This window comes from Delftia sp. RIT313 (assembly GCF_000632165.1).
GTDB classification, from domain to species: Bacteria; Pseudomonadota; Gammaproteobacteria; order Burkholderiales; family Burkholderiaceae_C; genus Comamonas; species Comamonas acidovorans.
In genome coordinates this window covers 138,531-153,666 of the sequence record NZ_JFYT01000046.1, presented here as the reverse complement: position 1 = coordinate 153,666, position 15,136 = coordinate 138,531, and the positions used below count along the sequence as shown (strand labels likewise).

At 52.2% G+C, this 15,136-nt stretch carries 12 protein-coding genes; 3 read left to right on the top strand and 9 right to left on the bottom strand.

The genetic code is table 11. From position 1 onward, the window contains the following. Positions 1-118: 118 nt before the first annotated feature. From metK to BW39_RS13185, 3 genes are all read left to right on the top strand, one after another. Positions 119-1,300 carry a methionine adenosyltransferase gene (gene metK, locus BW39_RS13195; RefSeq protein ID WP_012207402.1) on the top strand — a complete coding sequence of 394 codons (1,182 nt, stop codon included), beginning with the start codon at positions 119-121 and terminating at the stop codon, positions 1,298-1,300. A gap of 233 nt (positions 1,301-1,533) precedes the next feature. Continuing rightward, positions 1,534-3,540 (top strand): tetratricopeptide repeat protein, encoded by a 2,007-nt coding sequence (locus BW39_RS13190; RefSeq protein WP_043822192.1) that lies wholly within the window; start codon positions 1,534-1,536, stop codon positions 3,538-3,540. 12 nt (positions 3,541-3,552) lie between these two features. Next, positions 3,553-5,388 carry a glycosyltransferase gene (locus BW39_RS13185; protein WP_043822191.1) on the top strand — a complete coding sequence of 612 codons (1,836 nt, stop codon included), beginning with the start codon at positions 3,553-3,555 and terminating at the stop codon, positions 5,386-5,388. A 2-nt stretch (positions 5,389-5,390) separates the two neighbouring features. On the opposite strand, the gene BW39_RS30370 is transcribed toward BW39_RS13185, so the two are convergent. The 9 genes from BW39_RS30370 to BW39_RS13155 are packed head-to-tail and all read right to left on the bottom strand — an operon-like array spanning position 5,391 to position 15,116. Then, entirely contained in the window at positions 5,391-6,554 is a 1,164-nt protein-coding gene (locus BW39_RS30370; protein WP_081816199.1) for a glycosyltransferase family 4 protein, read from the bottom strand. A gap of 9 nt (positions 6,555-6,563) precedes the next feature. Further along, positions 6,564-7,478, bottom strand: coding sequence for an NAD-dependent epimerase/dehydratase family protein (locus tag BW39_RS30365; RefSeq protein ID WP_081816198.1), 915 nt, complete (start codon positions 7,476-7,478; stop codon positions 6,564-6,566). A gap of 19 nt (positions 7,479-7,497) precedes the next feature. After that, entirely contained in the window at positions 7,498-8,532 is a 1,035-nt protein-coding gene (gene gmd / locus BW39_RS13165; RefSeq protein WP_043822185.1) for a GDP-mannose 4,6-dehydratase, read from the bottom strand. 47 nt (positions 8,533-8,579) lie between these two features. After that, positions 8,580-10,883 carry a DUF7024 domain-containing protein gene (locus tag BW39_RS13160; protein ID WP_200871512.1) on the bottom strand — a complete coding sequence of 768 codons (2,304 nt, stop codon included), beginning with the start codon at positions 10,881-10,883 and terminating at the stop codon, positions 8,580-8,582. Further along, positions 10,880-11,287 (bottom strand): GtrA family protein, encoded by a 408-nt coding sequence (locus tag BW39_RS29800; protein WP_081816197.1) that lies wholly within the window; start codon positions 11,285-11,287, stop codon positions 10,880-10,882. Before BW39_RS29800 ends, BW39_RS13160 begins: the two co-directional genes overlap by 4 nt. Then, positions 11,287-12,222, bottom strand: a complete 936-nt coding sequence (locus BW39_RS30360) for a WxcM-like domain-containing protein (RefSeq protein ID WP_081816196.1) — start codon at positions 12,220-12,222, stop codon at positions 11,287-11,289. The genes BW39_RS29800 and BW39_RS30360 overlap by 1 nt, the downstream gene beginning before the upstream one ends. Further along, on the bottom strand, positions 12,164-13,081 hold the full coding sequence (locus tag BW39_RS31020) for a hypothetical protein (protein WP_152547231.1): 918 nt from the start codon (positions 13,079-13,081) through the stop codon (positions 12,164-12,166). Before BW39_RS31020 ends, BW39_RS30360 begins: the two co-directional genes overlap by 59 nt. Beyond that, positions 13,075-14,025, bottom strand: a complete 951-nt coding sequence (locus BW39_RS29795; protein WP_052155329.1) for a glycosyltransferase family 2 protein — start codon at positions 14,023-14,025, stop codon at positions 13,075-13,077. The genes BW39_RS31020 and BW39_RS29795 overlap by 7 nt, the downstream gene beginning before the upstream one ends. After that, complete coding sequence (locus tag BW39_RS13155) at positions 14,022-15,116, bottom strand: DegT/DnrJ/EryC1/StrS family aminotransferase (RefSeq protein WP_043822182.1); 1,095 nt, start codon at positions 15,114-15,116, stop codon at positions 14,022-14,024. The genes BW39_RS29795 and BW39_RS13155 overlap by 4 nt, the downstream gene beginning before the upstream one ends. Between the last annotated feature and the right edge of the window lie 20 nt (positions 15,117-15,136).

The window sequence follows — 15,136 nt, the reverse complement described above, 5'->3', positions numbered from 1 at the left end:
TGAGTTAACTGAGCAACTTGCAGAGCGACGTTAAACAATTTCTGCTAAAGCGTTCGCCAGAGCTCCTGCAGCTTGGGCAGCGCCCAGCAAAAAAGCTGCAACCAAGGAGTTTATTCATATGGCGAACGACTTTCTTTTCACCTCGGAATCCGTCTCTGAAGGCCATCCGGACAAGGTGGCTGACCAGATCTCTGACGCGATCCTGGACGCCATTTTCGCCCAAGACCCGTACAGCCGCGTTGCGGCCGAGACGCTGACCAACACGGGCCTGGTGGTTTTGGCAGGTGAGATCACCACCGGCGCAAACGTCGACTACATCCAGGTCGCACGCGACACCATCAAGCGCATCGGCTACGACAACACCGACTACGGCATCGACTACAAGGGCTGCGCCGTGCTCGTGGCCTACGACAAGCAAAGCCAGGACATCGCCCAGGGCGTGGACAAGGCCAGCGATGACGAGCTCAACACCGGCGCCGGCGACCAGGGCCTGATGTTCGGCTACGCCTGCGACGAGACGCCCGAGCTGATGCCCGCGCCCATCTACTACGCGCACCGCCTCGTCGAGCGCCAGGCCCAACTGCGCAAGGACGGCCGCCTGCCCTTCCTGCGCCCCGACGCCAAGAGCCAGGTGACCATGCGCTACGTGGACGGCAAGCCCCACAGCATCGACACCGTGGTGCTGTCCACCCAGCACAGCCCAGACCAGTCGGAAACCGCCACAAAGATGAAGGCCAGCTTCACCGAAGCCATCATCGAGGAAATCATCAAGCCCGTGCTGCCCTCCGAGTGGCTGCAGGACACCAAGTACCTGATCAACCCCACGGGCCGCTTCGTTGTCGGCGGCCCCCAGGGCGATTGCGGCCTGACCGGCCGCAAGATCATCGTCGACACCTACGGCGGTGCCTGCCCCCATGGTGGCGGCGCCTTCAGCGGCAAGGACCCGACCAAGGTGGACCGCAGCGCCGCCTACGCCGCGCGCTACGTGGCCAAGAACATCGTGGCCGCCGGCCTGGCACGCCAGTGCCAGATCCAGGTGGCCTACGCCATCGGCGTGGCACGCCCGATGAACATCACGGTCTACACCGAAGGCACGGGCGTCATCCCCGATGCCGAGATCGCCAAGCTGGTGGCCGCGCACTTCGACCTGCGCCCCAAGGGCATCATCCAGATGCTGGACCTGCTGCGCCCCATCTACAGCAAGACCGCCGCCTACGGCCACTTCGGCCGTGAAGAGCCCGAGTTCACCTGGGAGCGGACGGACAAGGCAGCCGTGCTGCGCGCTGCAGCCGGCCTGTAAGCAAAACGCCAGGGGCACTAGCCCCACCTGATGGCCTCCCAGCCCCATGCCACGCCTGCCGCGACATGGGGCTTTTTTCATCGCAGGCCTTCTCACAACACTCACATCACTTGCGCAGCAGGCGCAGTAACCGGGTTTCACGGCTGTTAAACTGCCTGCGCTTTTCCCATGAGAGGCCATTTGCAAGGCCAACCCATCCAAGCTCTGCCACATCCGAGACAAGACAAGAAGCAATGGCTGCCTCCCCCAAAGCGATCTACTGGTTCAGTGCCCTTCTTTTGCTGGCCATATTGGGCGTTTACCTGCCCGGCCTGAACAACGGGCTGTTGTTCGACGATATGCGCCTGACGGATGGAACGATCTTCGGCAACTACGGCAGCCTGCTGGATTTCAAGCAGCGCACGCTGTCGTATGGCAGCTTCGTCTGGATCGAACAGCTCTTTGGAGCCGGCTGGTGGAAGCAGCGCGTCTTCAATATCGCCTTGCATCTCGCGACCGTGGCGGCTTTGTATGCACTGTTCAAGGCCCTGCTGACGCAGACGCGCTTTCCGCATGACATCGAGGAGCAGCCCCATTTCCTCGCATCGCGCGATGCAGCCCTGCAGTTGGGCCTGATCCTTTTTGCACTGAACCCTGTCGCGGTCTACGCCGTTGGATACCTGGTGCAGCGCTCCATCGTCATGGCAACGCTGTTCGCGGTGCTGGCATGCTGGGCATTCGTTCGCGGCCTTCGATCCGGAAGAGCCATCTGGCATGTGGCAGCACTGGTCCTTTATGTACTTGCCGTTCTCTCAAAAGAGCATGCCTTTCTGACGGTTGTCATGGTCGTGCCGCTCTATATCTTCGTACGGCGCCCGGGCCTGAAGGCCTCCCTGGCCATCATTGGCGTCGCGTTGGTACTGCTGGCAATTTCTTCGGCAGCGATATTCCATTTTTTCGGCCAACTGCTGGGGCAGGTTTTCGATGAGCAATCCCAGGGCTACGCAAAGCAGTTGGAAGCCCTTCGGCCTGGGATTGCCTCTCAGATCTATCCCTTGAGCATCTTCAACGAGGCGGCCCTTTTCTTTGCTTATGGCCTTCTGTGGATCGCTCCTTACGTGGGATGGATGTCCATTGATCTACGACCGGCCTTTCCTCTCAGCTTCGGATCAATCTGGCATCTGGTTGGCGCGCTGGGCTACCTGGGCCTGCTGGCTTGCTCGATCTGGGCCTTGCTCAAGCGCCCCGGAGTCATCGGTCTGGTAGCGCTCTGCCTCTTGTTTCCCCTGCTCTGGTACGTGACGGAATTCGCCACAGTCTGGCTGCAGGACCCCTTGGTGCTGTATCGCAGCTACCTGTGGGCGGTGGCCATTCCTGGGTTGGCGGCCATTGCGCTGACAGGGGTCAAACCACGCACCATCTACATCGCAGGCATCGTCATCGGGCTGGTGTTCGGAGCCATGGCTTTCGAGCGCGTGCTCTCTCTTCAAGATGTAGGCACATCCTGGGCCGATGCCGCTGAAAAAATCGACAAAAAAGCCCCCGCCAATGCCGTGGGACGCGGCCGTGCCTTCTTGAACGTCGGAACAGCACACGCAGACAAGGGCATGCTCGACCAGGCGCTGCAGGACTTCGCCACGGCCAACGCCCTTGGAGACTTGGGAGGCAATGCGCTGTTCAATATGGGTGCCGTTCTGTCCCTGCAAAAGAAATTCCCCGAAGCCCTCAATGCGTTTGCCGCAGCCCAGGCCAAAGGCTTCAAGGGCCAAGCCCTGTACTACCAGAAAGCCGAAGCGTTGATGGCCACAGGCCAGTTGCGCGCAGCATTCGAGGAATACTCACGCGCCCTGGGCGAGCCCACCGAAGACAGTGCCAACGCCAAGCAAATGGAGCAGACCCTGCGCCTGAAACGCGCAGAGGCGGCCATAGGTGTGCAGCAATACAAAGTTGCAGCTGACGACTTCCGAACTCTGCTGCAGACCTCGCCAAACGCCCCTCGCCTGATCGTCGGTTTGGGGCTGGCCCTTGTCGGCCAGGGTGATAGTGCGCAAGCCAAAGAGCTGCTGGAACCACTGGTTGCTCGCAGCCCCAGCGCGCCCGCTTTCTACGGGCGTGCAATGGCCTATCACGGCCTGGGCAACCTGCCGGAAGCACTGAAGAGTCTGGACCAGGCAATACGCCTGGAGCCACAGAATCCGCAGTACCGGCAGGTCCGCAATCAGTTGAGCCCGGCTACCGCAAAGCCTCAGACGACGAAGTAGGCGCTGTCCGCCATGGCCCTGCGCATACTTCACGTCGGTAAATTCTTCCCTCCCTACCGGGGCGGCATGGAAGTCTTTCTGGCCGACCTGATACACGAGCAACGACGCCAGGGTGTCGATGCGCATGCCCTGGTCCATGGTGATCCGGAGCCGGATGATCCCGCCTGGCTGGAACGCGTGCCCGTTCAATTCAATCTGGTCTATGCCCCCATGGCCATGGGATTCCGGCGCGCACTGGGCCGCGCCATCGAACGCATTCAGCCCGACGTACTGCACCTGCATCTGCCCAACAACTCGGCGCTTTGGGCACTGACCCTGCCCATCGCGCGGCGCGTGCCCTGGGTCATCCACTGGCACTCCGATGTGGTGGTGTCCAACATCAAGTGGTCCGTGGCATTGGCTTACATGCTGTACCGGCCGTTCGAGCAGGCCTTGCTGGAACGCGCCCAACAGGTATTCGCAACGTCGCCACCCTATCTTGAGGCCAGCAATGCCCTGCGCACTTGGCGCAGCAAATGCGAGATCGTTCCGCTGGGCCTGAACCTCGAAACCATTCCTGCACCAGCATCGCTGCAGCACGGCCAAGGCTGGCGCCCCGACACCCGGCTGCGCCTGTTGTCCATCGGGCGGCTGACCTACTACAAAGGCTTCGAGACCTTGATCCGAGCCGTCTCGGCCATGCCAAGCGTGGAGTTGCTGATTGCGGGAGAAGGCGAGCTGCGAGCACCCCTGGAAGAGCTGATACGCCAATGCACTCCCGAGGGCAGACAGGCCAGTGTGCGACTGGTGGGCTCGGTATCGGACGAGGAAAAACATGCCTTGTTTGCAGAGTGCGACATCTTCTGTCTTGCCTCGCGCGAACGTACGGAAGCTTTCGGCATCGTATTGCTGGAGGCCATGCTGCACGGCAAGCCCTGTTTGGTAACTGACCTTCCCGGTTCGGGCATGCCCTGGGTAGTCGCCCACTCGCACGCCGGCCTGCATGTACCGTTTGAAGACATTGATGCCTGGCGCAGCAGCATTGCTCGCCTGCAGCACGACACGGCCCTCAGGCGGCGGCTGGGCCAATCGGGCCACAAGGCCTTGCATCGGTTTTTCAGCATCGGCCCCTGTGAACGAAGCGTGGCGCGCCACTACCGCAGCCTGGCACCCGACACTCGCCCGGCAAGAGCACGCCAGGACTTGCTGGTTGTCATTTCTACGCGCAACAATCAAGCCGAGATTGCGCATCTCATACGTCGCGTGCATGCATTGGTCGAGGCCAGCGTCCTCGTCGTGGACAACCGCAGCACAGATGCCACCTGCCATGAAGCCGAGCAATGCGGAGCAAGGGTACTGCGCCCCTTGCTGGCAATGACAAATTGGGGCAGCCTGCAAACCGGCCTGCGCTACGCGCAGACCCATGGGTTCCAGACCGTCGTCACCATCGACGCTGAAGGTCGCTATGAGGTGGAGGAGCTGCCCACGCTGCTGGCACAACGCCAGCAGGCGGACATGGTCGTAGCCTACTTCGCCGAGCGCAACAGCCTGGTGCGCCGCATCGCGTGGCAATGGTTCCGCTGGTTAACAGGTTTTGGCCTGCGGGATTTCGTTTCTGGATTCAGGCTGTACAACCGGCAGGCGCTGGAGGTGGCGACCTCCACCGAAGCCACCATGCTCGACTACCAGGACATCGGGACTTTGCTGCTCATGCGCAGGCAAGGCTTGAATATTGCAGAGGTGGCACTACCTCTGCACACGGCCAGAGTCAACAGATCGAAAATCTTCCAGTCATGGGGTAACGCGGTGCGCTATGTGGCAGTGTCTTCGCTGTTGAGCATCGCTCATGGCAAGAGCCGGCCTGGCTAGCTCTATCCGCCCTCGATTTGGCGGCGCACCCGCGCGTAAACGCTCACAGTCTGCTCCGTGCACCGATCCCAGGAAAACTGTGCGGCCCGAACCAGCCCCTTGGCCCGTGCTGAATCCTGCCACTGGGTATCGCTCAGGCAAGCCCTTAGCTGATACGCGATGTCTTCCACCTGCATCGGATCGGCCAGACGGGCCGCTCCTGCCGTAATTTCCGGCATGCACGACGTGCTGGAGGTCAGAACCGGCACTCCGCTGGCCATCGCCTCAACCAACGGCAGGCCAAATCCTTCATACAACGATGGATAGGCAAACAATAGCGCTCCGGCATACAGCAAGGGCAGCTGAGCTTGGTCCACAAAGCGCAGATAGTGCATCCACCCCTCGTCGTGGGCTACGGCCATCTGCCGATGCATCTCGTCGGAGTTCCAGCCCTTCGACCCAGCCACTACCAAGGGAAAACCGCGCCGTAGTTCAAGAGGCAAGCTGCCATATGCTCTCAGTAGCCGCTCCAGGTTCTTACGGGGCTCGATCGTCCCGACATAAAGCGAATATTCGCGATATCGCAGATTCCATTGCGCCAGCGCATGTTCAACCTCTTCTCGTGATCTGGGGCGGTACACCGGATCGACGCCCAGACCTATTGCAGTCACATTTTCGGGAGCCCAGTCATAGCGCTCAAGAAACTCTTGTCGGACCGTCTCCGAATCAGTGATCACATGGTGCGTGCGCTTCATGCTGGCACCAAATGCAAGATTAAGGAAATCGACACGTGCTGCTGGATGGAACTGAGGGTGCAGCACATGCGAGAGATCGTGAACGGTGCTAACGGCCGCGCCATCGAACGGAGGCACGACGTAATTCGGAGAGTGATATACCGCATGCCTGTTCCCCCGTAGACGCCAGCCATAAATGGCCGGCGTCAAGGCTTGGTAGGCACGGACCGCTAAGCGGTTGGCAGCAAGGCGCGTACGCAAGGTCGCCCGCTCATGGACAGGCTGGTCGAGACCCGACAACGGATCAGCAACCCAACGCCCCATTGCAAAGTAACGCAAGCGTTCCACGTCCGAATGGCTAGCGAGGCGCCTTGTCAGTTCATAACTGTATCGGCCAATACCAGTCAGCGGCGGGCTGAGAACATCGGTGGCCAGAATCACGTCCAAACCCATCACAACGCCTCACAAACCGTCATGAAGCATCCAGTGCAGCGTTTCATCCCAAGGTGTCAGCGGCCTGTCTCCTATCAGAGCCTCAAGTCTTGATGTGTCTGCACACAAGGTCTTGACTTCATTCGCCCTTACAAAGGCTGGATTAACCTGGACTTGCATCTCGTGCCCCGTCAGTCGAACACATTTTTCCAGTACCTCTTGCAGAGAATTGAGTTGTTGCGAACCCACATTGACCACGGTGCCGGTCACCCGTCTGTCGGCCAGCAAACGATAGGCGCGCACCACATCGCGCACATCGGAAAAATCACGCCAGACCTGAAGGTTGCCCAGCTCGATCTGGAGTGACTTGCGACGGAAATGATCCACGATCTTGGGTATAAGGAAATCCCTGGATTGCCCAACGCCGGTGTAGTTAAACGGCCTTGTTATCACAATGGGCAATTTATCCATCCACAGCCGGGCCATCATCTCCATCGCCGACTTGCTTACTGCATAGTCATTGGCTGGACTCAGGGGCGTTGCCTCACTCAGCTTTCCTTCTGCCGTATTGCCGTAGACGTTGGCACTACTGGCGAGCAATACGCTCTCCGGCACTTGCTTCAGGCTCGCAAGCGCCTGAAGCAGGTTGCGGGATCCTCCCACATTGACGCGATAAAAATCCAGCGGCGAACCATGACCCACGAAGGCGATAGCCGCCAAATGGAAAACAGCGTGCGGTGCAATTTCCTGCACAGCCAAATGCAACTGAGCATATTCTTCAAGATCGGCAACCCGATAATTGGCAAGGCCTTGTTGAGGAGCGTGCCCCACCCCCCAAACCTCCCAACCATGTTGCTCGAGCTCTTGAACAAGATAACGTCCAGTGAAGCCGGCAGCTCCGGTCACCAGGGCTCGCTTGTTTGCGCCGCTTTGCTGTTGATTCATAAATTACCGGTCCAATCTGTCAGAAAGAAAATCCGGCTTGATTACGGCGCAAATCAGCCTCAACCATCATCTGGCACAACTCTTCAAGGGTTGTGGTTGGCGCCCAGCCCAATTTTTCCTTGGCCCTGGCAGGATCACCAATCAAAAGCTCCACTTCCGCGGGACGATAGAACTTAGGATTGACACGCATCACCGTCTTTCCCGTTGCCACGTCCACGGCCGTTTCATTCTCGGTCTCTCCCTTGAAATCCACGGTAATTCCAGCACCCTTGAAAGCCATACTGACGAAATCGCGCACAGTCTCGGTACGATTTGTAGCGAGAACAAAGGTGTCGGGTTCATCGGCCTGAAGCATGCGCCACATGCCCTCCACATACTCCTTGGCGAATCCCCAATCGCGCTTGGCATCCAGGTTGCCCAGCTCCAGAACATCCAGCTTGCCCAACTTGATCTTGGCCACGGAATCGGTGATCTTGCGGGTGACGAACTCGCGACCGCGCAGAGGGCTCTCATGGTTGAACAAAATACCACTGGAGCCGAAGATACCGTAGCTCTCACGGTAATTCACCGTCATCCAGTGCGCATACAGCTTGGCTACGCCGTAGGGGCTGCGTGGATAGAACGGGGTGGACTCATGTTGAGGAATGGTTTGAACTTTGCCAAACATCTCGGAAGTAGAGGCTTGGTAGAAGCGTACCTTTGGATTGACGATACGAATAGCTTCCAGCAAATTCACAGCACCTAGTCCGGTGATCTCCGCCGTTGTCACTGGCTGCTCAAAAGAGACGCCAACAAAGCTTTGAGCGGCCAAATTGTAGACCTCGGAGGCTTCAGTCGCTTGCAGCAAACGAATATTGGAAGACAGATCCGTCAGATCGTACTCAACCAAATTCAGGTTGGGATGGTTCTGTATCCCCAACTCCTCAATACGCCAGAAGTTAACGGAACTGGTACGACGAAAGGTGCCGAAAACCTTGTACCCTTTTTCTAGAAGTAACTGAGCAAGATATGCGCCATCCTGTCCTGTAATTCCTGTAACAATTGCACGTTTCATTGAAAAACTCTCCTCGACTAGATTTCAAATAATCGTCAGAAATTTCTCTAATTATATTGAAATTTCAAATAAACAAAGCCTATACCCAATTTTCGCGAGTCTGCACTCATCCCTAACTTATACGGTGAAACGGGATTATTGGGAATGAATTCCAACAAATCCACCCGCTCTCCAAGCAAGTTCACAGGAACACGTATCTCTCCACCTTCTGGTTTAAGAATTATATGATATTCTTTTTTTCCAACTCGGACAGTAATTTCTTGCGTACCCGATCGCCCGAAAGGCTTGGCATATAAAATCAAATCAAATTGATTCGGGAGAGGATCAAGAAAATGGAATTCCACACTCGAATGTAAATTCGCATCCGACCAACGCCCCCAAGGCTCCGATCCAGAAACACCTTTAACATCACGTAGAAATTCAGGCCAATTATTTTTGGTGAAATTTATTCCCTCGGATAAACTGGCCGCATAGCGCGCGCCCAAATGATCCACAGTGAATCCAGCGATTTTATAAATCGCTGCCGCACTCAGTCCCTGAGTATTTTTTATTATATTAGATTTCAGCTTAAAAAAAACTATCTCTCCATCCGCTCGTTGCAGAGAAGGTGCTCCGCCCAACAACACAGTCAGTCGAGCTATCAAAGAGTCTCCGTTGTCGTCAAAGCCGCGCCGATCTATATACACGCCGGAAAATCCCAGTCGACTAATCACATCAATCTGCTTCTCAATAGACTCCTGAGCGAGAGCTCTGTAAAAAAGATCTCCCTCTCGACCTTTCATGCCGGCATAGCTCCAACGCAAGCTCTTGGAATGCAGAAAGCCAGCAGCCAGATCATAGGTGTGCAGCCTATTTTTCGGAGCGACTTCTGGAAATGGCATATATGGTAATTGATAAACAGCAGCGCCGACAGGAAGCATACCTTCTATTTTCTCAATGAAATTCCTATCAGCTTCAAAAGCTAATTTTGTTTTCTCATTACAGGAATGGCACGCTGGCGTTGTCTGATCGAACATACCCAAAATCAATAGACCAAAAGCCAAAAAAGATATTACAAAACTTGAACGTCTAGGAGAAAAATTTCTTTCTATAAAATTCTGAACAACCAGAAAAAAAACTGCAATCACCCCAAAACTAATAAAAACACTAATCCGGTTCCACCCACGAATGGAGGATGATAAAAATGCAGAAAAAACTGCACCAAGCCCACCAATCGTCCCCAAAAGAAAAAGAAAAATGACGATCAATGATAAAAATGACAGCCTGATGTCCACCGCTTTTCCAGAGAATCTGGCAAGCATGATAAAAAATACAAAAATAAAACCTAAAGAACCAACGAGTCCCAGAGATGCCGTTGAATTCTCATTAACCAAAGGATAGTCACGGCCGTAAGTAGCCGATAAACTTGCAAGATATTCGCTGCGATGCCCGGGTCGTGGCATAAGAAGCTGCATCAGCTTGAATCCATATACCTCTGCTTCCGACGGAGAGCGCACAGCCACCTCGGTATTCGTTCCATTTTGCTTCTTATAGACTATATTAGGAGCCACATTTATGATGACGCCCACTGTGATAATAACCGCGGCCAACAGGGCTGGGGCCATTTTTCGCATGCTACTCGTTCTTATTCCAACGGAAAGTGCAACGATGCCCAGCATCAGAACACCGAAGAGTGCGTAGTAGACGCCAAAGCTGGCCAACACGATTATGGTCGACCATAAGAACATTTTTTTTCTGATTAACGTCGAGGAAGCAAATGTTTCATCGGCACGAAAAAACAAGATAAAGCAAATATAAAAAAACCAAGGAACAACAAAATACCAGAGGTAAAATAAATGACCCAACCTGAGAAAATGAAATGGCAAAAAAGAAAACAACAGAGAGGCGCATACTGCCAATAACTGACGCAAGCCAAAAGCACGCAAAACGCAAAATGAAGAGACAAATACTATGGAAAAACTGAGCAGGAAGAATAGATTGATTGCAGAGTGATACTCTCCAGTAATCCATCCAAGAATCTTCAAAACCCCCAAATTCCCAAAATCCGAGCCAGGGTAGTCAAAAAAAGAAGAACCGAACGGATAACCGCTTCGATCATTTTCAAAGACCCATCCCTCTATCGCCCTCAAGGTCATCCAGGAATGGCTCAAGCCATCGCCGGAATATGTATAGGGGTAAGACAGATTAGGAAAAATTCCCTCAGGCCATCCCGTCATCAGAAGACTGGCCAAAAAAAATGAAATAATGAAGCCGCAAGTCCACCACGGCCATTCTGAGGAAAAAACTTTCCATGGCGAAGATTGTCCTTCAGTACCAGTGGTGTTAGCTAGTTTCATAAAGATACGACTCATCTTGGAGTTCTTCTGGAACTTGATTTTCCCAGCAATAACTTCGACAACAAATAGGTAATGGGAAGCAGCACGATTGCCACAAGGATAGGTGCAATATTTTGGCTTACATCCAAGTACTCAACGAGTCCCGCTAGAAAAAAAGCTGATGCCAAATACTGTCCAACATAGACCAAAGGGTACGCAAAAATGCCTTTCCATGACAAGGTTGATCGAAAAACAAAAACAGAATTGAACCAATAAGAGAAGAAAATACCTGACACGTAAGATATAGCATATGCCCACTGATAAGCAAGCATCAGCTTTAGCAGCAGATATAAAAAATATGTGAATCCAGTATTAATGCCTCCTCCAACGACAAAAATCAGCCAACGCTGGATATTTTTATTTCTTATCCAGTTCAACATTAGCGCCCCTGTCGGCGGACAGCTTCAACAAATTCAGAGTAATCTCTAATATAGTCCGCGGAATCATAGTAATGGGATGCAAAAACAAGTAATACTGCATCGTTGGAATATTTATATTGAATTCCCCAAGTCATGGGCGGAAGATAAACGCCCATCTCCGGAGAGCTCAGCAACACTTCCCGTCGAGATAAACCATCATCAGCAACTACAGCACAACTTCCTTTAACGCAAATTAGAAATTGATGGCATTCGTAATGGGCATGCTCGCCGCGAGTCTTCTCGCTAGGCACGTTGAAGACCAGGAAATATCTTTTTGGATCGAATGGGATATTCTTGGCGAAGTCTCCAACCGACAAATCTCCTCTGGGGTCACATACCTTCTTCAATGTATGCAATGTCACACCTCCAACACCCAGCGATTCAACAGACTCTTTTGCTGGGAAGTTTGCTTTTGGAAATGCAAAATTCGCTGAGCTCTCCAACTGACTTTCTCGATAGCCTAAAACCCGAGCAGGGACACCAGACACAATTGCGTAGGGAGGCACATTTTGCTCAATGACACTTCCAGGTCTAACAATGGCTCCTTCACCGATGCTGAGCCCTTGACGGATTACGGCACCAGCCCCTATTTGACAATTGGCCCCGAATGAAATTCCTAAATTCTTTTTATCATCTGGCCTTTCTAAAGAAACACCTGTGTCGAAACACGTATTTTCTCCAATTTTTGTGCCAGACCATATCTGAGTAAATCCATGAATTGTGCAGTTCTCCGCCAACAATGCACCAGCGTGAACAGATACAAAATCCCCCAAATTTACGGAATCAGGAACAATGGCACCTACATGGACTACTGAAAAGGTTGATATTGGCATATTTTTATTTAATTCTTGAATATGTAGAGAAGATGTGAGAGCACCGTCCAAATTGATAGCCATGGTGAGCCCAAACTTTCAGAACAGCACGGTTAGTTGCTTGCGTTGTCATGAAAACAGTATCCAGACCTTTATCCTTGAACTTATAGCTCAGTTCGGAAATCAGCCTGGTGTACCAACCTTTTCGCTCGCCGGTCACGGCAGACAAAACCATCTTTCCAATTCTCTTCCTAGAAAGAGATAAAGGCGATACAACATAGTTTCCCGTAAGAAATGCATTTGCCTCTCCTTCGGAGGGGACAATAACTTCGTCTGCGAAACCTTTGACAGAGTTCTCTATAAATATTCCAAGAAAATCCGAGGATTCTTTCTCGGAAAAAAAATCGTCAGCATGAAATCTATCATAATGATTTACCGCGTCAACAGCAGCTTTGCGTAAGGCACTGATATCTAATAACGAGGCATTGCGAACTGAGCTTCTTCTAGGAAAAGAAAATTTCTGCAAATCGTCTCGAAAACAAGTAACCCTAGTTTCTACTAGCCTCCAACCCGCCCCAGTCATCCCTGCAACAACACCAGTGTCTTCACAGGGAATTTCAGCAAATATGTAGAACTCCGAATTTGAAGAAGCTATCCATTTACGGAAATTTGAAAAAGAATTTTGAAGCAACTGGAGATCTGATTTTTCGGGGAAATCTACAAATTCCACTTTAAAGAAAGGAATCCCAAAAAAATCGCTATCCCATTTCAATGTCTTGAAGAATATTACAATACCAGACACATCTACAAATCGCTGTATCCCCCCCCTCTCTGTCGCAGCCTTCAATTCATCAAGCCATTCTTCGCCAAGGTCAGCCACACCTCTTATAAAGCTAAAGGGCGAATAGAAGAACGATCTTTCAATGGACTCACTATTCACCATGAGAGCGCTCCTTCCCTGCTATTCGATATATTCAATGCCACCACGGCAAGCGGACGTTGTTTGCTATTCTCATATGCCCGCCATGCGTAGGTGCCGACAAGTCCCAGCCCAAGAAGGTTAAGCATGCCAAAAAACAAAACCACAAGCATGGTGGCCGCATAGCCAGGCACATTGATGCGCCCAGATACATGAGCAATAAATACACCAGCACCTAAAGCCATTGACATAATACAGCCAAGCACGCCAATACGAATCAATAACCTAATAGGATAGTCGGTAAAGGCGAAGATACTATCCATCATATAGTCAATCTTCTTTTTCAGAGTCCAGCTTGATTTCCCTTCTTGGCGTATCAAGCGCTCATAACTGACCAGCTTCCTTCGAAATCCAAGCCAGAAGATAAGCGCAATCAATGATGAACGAGATTCCTCCAATTTCAGTAACTGATCGCGAAATGCACGGTTACATCCGAACACATCAACTCCACCTTCCGGCATATCGGGAACGACCATCTTCCGATACAAAGACCAAAATATCCCGGAAGCTATCCGCGAAAAATATGGATCGTTGCGGCTCTCACGCGTACCAATAACTACATCATATTCCTCATTCGCCAGCGCGACGAAGAATGCGATCAATAGTTCGGGAGGTTCTTGTAGATCAGCTGCCATCACTCCAAAATATTCTCCCCTTGCAACTGCAAGCCCGCTTCTGATAGCCGGAAATGATCCAAAATTACGCGAATGAAGCAGCAATTGTGCAGGGAAATCGAGCTGATGCAAAGATGCTTTGAGCATCGCAAATGACTGATCTGGGCTGCCATCGACAACGAAAACAACCTCCATCTGCCTGCCAAGTTGATGCCCCATATCTGACAAGACCTCTAGCAATCTTGGGATCGAAGCCTCATTTTTATAAACGGGTATAACTACCGTATATTTCATATTTCCCACGCATTGACCGCAGAAATAACTTGGTCCACCAATGAATCATTCATTTCTGGATAGCATGGCAAGGTCAAGATTTCACTGCAAAGTCTCTCAGTATTCTTCAGCCCTATTTCTGCGAATTTATCTTTAAATAAAGGTTGGCGGTAATCTGGTATTGGATAATGTATATCTGACGATATACCGAAACCCTTCAAATATGCCTGCAGTAGATTTCGTTTGCTGCTTTGAATAACATACAAGTGAGCGACATAATCAGCACTACCTATAGGTGGCAAGGTTATTTCTGTGTGCTTAATCTCTAAAGAATATCGTTTGGCAATATGACGTCTGCGTTCGTTGGCAGCATCCAAGTCTGGCAAAAATACCGCCAATATAGCAGCTTGAATCTCATCAAGGCGACTATTTCTAGCCCCCCCATATTCAACACAATATTTAGAAGACCAACCATACTGGCGTAACCGCGCGACCTTTTCAGCAATATCGTTCCGGTTGGTAACTACAGCCCCTCCATCTCCCAGGGCCCCTAGATTCTTGGTGGGATAAAAGCTAAAACTACTGGCATCACCGAAGGTACCAGTTCGCTGATCACCAATGGATGCACCATGCGATTGAGCGCAATCTTCCAGCAATGGAACGCCATGCAATGCACACTGCTGTGCAATCTCTTTGATTTCTGGCGTTGCACGGCCATAAAGATGAGTGACAACGACTGCTTTCACTCCAGCATCAAGTGCTCTTTGAACCTCTTTGAGGGTCGTGTTTCTTGTCGTGAGATCCACGTCAATAAAAAATGGAATAGCGCCAATCGCTAGGAGTGCGGTCGTGGTATACATTCCAGCATTTGCAACTGTCGCAACAATATCGCCGCTTTCCACCCCCAGCGCTCTCAAGGAAAGTTCAATGGCATCTGTCCCGTTAGCTAAGCTAACGCAGTATTGCGCACCAAGGTACTCAGCGAACAAATTCTCGAATCGTTTGACCTCAGGACCCAAGACAAGCCAACCACTATCTATTACACGACTTGTTGCCGCCTTGATCTTTGCCTCATAGGCGTTTATCTTCTCAGAAAGATTGTTTATTTGCATACCATGTTCCGTCCGTAAAA

Excerpts from the sequence above, each read along its gene's own strand:
- metK (WP_012207402.1), top strand. The coding sequence starts at position 119 with ATGGCGAACGACTTTCTTTTCACCTCGGAATCCGTCTCTGAAGGCCAT.
- BW39_RS13190 (WP_043822192.1), top strand. The coding sequence starts at position 1,534 with ATGGCTGCCTCCCCCAAAGCGATCTACTGGTTCAGTGCCCTTCTTTTG.
- BW39_RS13185 (WP_043822191.1), top strand. The coding sequence starts at position 3,553 with ATGGCCCTGCGCATACTTCACGTCGGTAAATTCTTCCCTCCCTACCGG.
- BW39_RS30370 (WP_081816199.1), bottom strand. The coding sequence starts at position 6,554 with ATGGGTTTGGACGTGATTCTGGCCACCGATGTTCTCAGCCCGCCGCTG.
- BW39_RS30365 (WP_081816198.1), bottom strand. The coding sequence starts at position 7,478 with ATGAATCAACAGCAAAGCGGCGCAAACAAGCGAGCCCTGGTGACCGGA.
- gmd (WP_043822185.1), bottom strand. The coding sequence starts at position 8,532 with ATGAAACGTGCAATTGTTACAGGAATTACAGGACAGGATGGCGCATAT.
- BW39_RS13160 (WP_200871512.1), bottom strand. The coding sequence starts at position 10,883 with ATGAGTCGTATCTTTATGAAACTAGCTAACACCACTGGTACTGAAGGA.
- BW39_RS29800 (WP_081816197.1), bottom strand. The coding sequence starts at position 11,287 with ATGTTGAACTGGATAAGAAATAAAAATATCCAGCGTTGGCTGATTTTT.
- BW39_RS30360 (WP_081816196.1), bottom strand. The coding sequence starts at position 12,222 with ATGGCTATCAATTTGGACGGTGCTCTCACATCTTCTCTACATATTCAA.
- BW39_RS31020 (WP_152547231.1), bottom strand. The coding sequence starts at position 13,081 with ATGGTGAATAGTGAGTCCATTGAAAGATCGTTCTTCTATTCGCCCTTT.
- BW39_RS29795 (WP_052155329.1), bottom strand. The coding sequence starts at position 14,025 with ATGAAATATACGGTAGTTATACCCGTTTATAAAAATGAGGCTTCGATC.
- BW39_RS13155 (WP_043822182.1), bottom strand. The coding sequence starts at position 15,116 with ATGCAAATAAACAATCTTTCTGAGAAGATAAACGCCTATGAGGCAAAG.